The organism is uncultured Vibrio sp., from assembly GCF_947488985.1.
Lineage (GTDB): Bacteria > Pseudomonadota > Gammaproteobacteria > Enterobacterales > Vibrionaceae > Vibrio.
Genome location: NZ_CANLBV010000319.1, coordinates 1 through 395 on the forward strand (window position 1 = coordinate 1; position 395 = coordinate 395).

A 395-nucleotide genomic window follows, 5' to 3' on the forward strand; every position below is an offset into this window, starting at 1 on the left:
CCAATCTCTGGTTGAAAAACTCAACCTAGCGCGGCGTAAACGCTTTGGTAGTAGTAGCGAAACCATGCCCCCTCAGGACTTAGAGTTCAATGAGGCAGAGACTCATGCCAATAGGATAGAAAAAGAAGAAGCGCCCGATAATCCGAATGATGACGCCTCGGAAGCGGAAAACACTACCTCCGAGACAAAACGTCGTGGTCGCCCAAAGCTTCCCGAAGACCTACCACGAGAGCGTGTTGTGGTGGACATACCAGAATCAGAAAAAACATGCTCGTGTTGCCAGTCGATGCTCTGCAGGATGGGACAAAGCACCAGTGAAAAACTGGTGTATATCCCAGCCAGGTTGTATGTCGAAGTCACCGAAAGGCCCAAATACGTCTGCCGTCAATGTGATG

1 protein-coding gene is annotated in these 395 nt (G+C 50.1%); it reads left to right on the forward strand.

Annotated elements, in window-relative coordinates:
- Positions 1–395: IS66 family transposase zinc-finger binding domain-containing protein (locus tag Q1A70_RS20515; protein WP_299697686.1), on the forward strand; the 395-nt coding region annotated here is incomplete at both ends.